Consider the following 2,195-nt stretch of genomic DNA (forward strand, 5'->3'; position numbering starts at 1 on the left):
TTCCTGAAATGACACCCCTCACAGACTGGTGTATCCGACTGACAGACCGAAGCCAAAACGTAGAAGGTAAAGGGCGACTTGATATGGCAACCAATATCATCAACACACTCCGAATGGACAACGACAACGGCTACATCGGAGAGGTGAGAACTGCTCAAATCGCACATCTATTCCTACGCATGAGCCTACTTGTAAAACGACAGACGGGTACGACATTTCACAGCCACATTGGCCATAGAAACAACGTGGAGGGTGTGCTAACAAGGTTTATCCTCGAGGCCACAGAGGGGGCGGGCGCACAGGCGTCCTACTTGAATACAGCCAGTCGAATGGCAGATAAGATTCGCCACATCGTAACGACGCGTGATACCAAGCATGGGAAGCGGGTGACCGAGATAGGAGAAATTATCGGGTTCGATTTTACGGAACGGGCGCTCTTGTGGCAACCGGTATTGACGTATGACTTCTTCAAAGACAAGTTCTGTTTCCACGGTGTAACTGAAGGAATGGTCGATCGGGCACGAGTGGAAGGGATCGATGTGACGTTGCCGCTTAATTGCCAACCAATTCGTAAATACAAGTTTGCGTCATGAACGAGGGGGGACAAATAAATGAATATACTCGCCGGTGCCAGAATCTTCGGTGTACTGGTTACTATGGCACTGGCCTTATGGGCCATGGGCAGAGAGTTGCGGAATGTCGAATGGAGGCACCGAATTCGAGTCGTTATGGAAGAACGGCCTGAAAAGGAAGGTTACGCAGGAAATCTGTGGCGGCTATATATGCTTCGAATCAGGACGCATCGAACGATGCTGGACAAACCTTTCAAGGCTCAAACGGTCTCCATCCATGTGCTCGGGCTGTTCCTTCTGTTCTTTGTAATCACACTTCTTTTGCATTATTTCTTTGTCGTTGGGTTGCTTGTCAGTGGGGGATTATCGCTATTTCTGTATGAAAAAGTTTGGGGGAGTCGTGCAAGGAAACGTCGAGAAGAGATAACGGCTGCCTGGTTGTATGAGGCAGTGCCTATTGCTGTCCACGTCATGACGGCGACAAAGCGGTTGGATCAAGCCATCCACCGCATGACCCAAATGACGCACCATCCACACCTGAAAGGGAAGCTTGCACAGCTATCAGATCTCATCAGTGCCCCACAGTTTGCTACACCGGAAGATGCGTTTTTGTTTTGGGCAAACAACATGGGAATACGCGATATTGAGTATTTTGCTTTAGCCACAAAGGAAGCGAAGAAATACAACGTGCCGATTGAACAACTTTGGATTGATATGGCGGACTTGCTTGGCAAGGACCTTGAGTTTAAACGGACAATCCGTGCACAGACCGCTCATCACCGATCAGGTGGTTACATCTTCTATGGGATGCTTGCCGGAACGTTTCTAATCGCGTATCCATTTACAGCAAAATTCATGACCGAAACCACTAGGCTTTTGTTCTGGGCCGTCATCGGAGTCATGACAATCGGGTTATATCTCATCATGCGTGAGAGTCAAAGAATCGACGCGTAGACGGGAGGGACGTGAGGATGAACTTAGGCGCCATTTTGTTTGGAGGACTGACTACACTATCCGTTTGGCTCGCGATCGCATCAAGACAACAGGCAACCAAAGAGTTCCTAGTACGCGTCTTTAAGCCAATAAACCGGTCTTCTCGCAAGCGTGGACTAAGCATGGCTACGTACAAAGCCATACTGCAAGCGGAAGCCGAGGCAATTGACGAACCCGAAAAGGCGACCCTATGGATTCGTCTCGCCATTATCACTAGTGCAATGGTGGTATCGTTGAGCGTTTTACTGAGACAGCCCGCTGTTCTTTTCTTGATTCCAGTCGTTTTTGCGACGCCGCTCATAGTTGCTCGGACAAAGCGTACTGCGCATTTACGGCGACTTCGGGAACAGACTCGGGTATCAGAGATACTGATTGCTTTTCTGATGAAATCAGGAGCGACACTCTCCGACACGCTTTCCATTTTAGAGAAGAAAATGGAATTTCCTATGCGCGAGAAAATCGTGGAGGTGAACACGAAAAAGCGGTTTACCACTCTACCAGAGGCGCTTCATGCACTGGCCGAATCCACAGGGATTACTCAGGTGAAGGACTTTGCGATGATTGTTTCCGAGTCGGAAACGTACGGGACACCTGTTGCGGATGCTCTGCTTCGGAGCCTTCAACTGGATA

Annotated in this window: 2 protein-coding genes and 1 pseudogene; all 3 read left to right on the top strand. The window is 49.2% G+C overall.

Going from position 1 to position 2,195, the window contains the following annotated elements; translation table 11 throughout:
• Positions 1-593 (top strand): annotated as a pseudogene (locus tag AN477_RS07775) (hypothetical protein); the annotation flags it as partial.
• Positions 594-611: 18 nt separating this feature from the next.
• Complete coding sequence (locus AN477_RS07780; RefSeq protein WP_054968611.1) at positions 612-1,526, top strand: hypothetical protein; 915 nt, start codon at positions 612-614, stop codon at positions 1,524-1,526.
• Positions 1,527-1,543: 17 nt separating this feature from the next.
• Positions 1,544-2,195: type II secretion system F family protein (locus AN477_RS07785; protein ID WP_211265977.1), on the top strand; the 652-nt coding region annotated here is incomplete at its 3' end.

It is taken from the genome of Paenalicyclobacillus ferrooxydans (assembly GCF_001399675.1).
Classification (GTDB): domain Bacteria; phylum Bacillota; class Bacilli; order Alicyclobacillales; family Alicyclobacillaceae; genus Alicyclobacillus_B; species Alicyclobacillus_B ferrooxydans.

Bases quoted from the DNA above. Each gene is read 5' to 3' on its own strand.
- AN477_RS07780 (WP_054968611.1), top strand. From the start codon at position 612: ATGAATATACTCGCCGGTGCCAGAATCTTCGGTGTACTGGTTACTATG.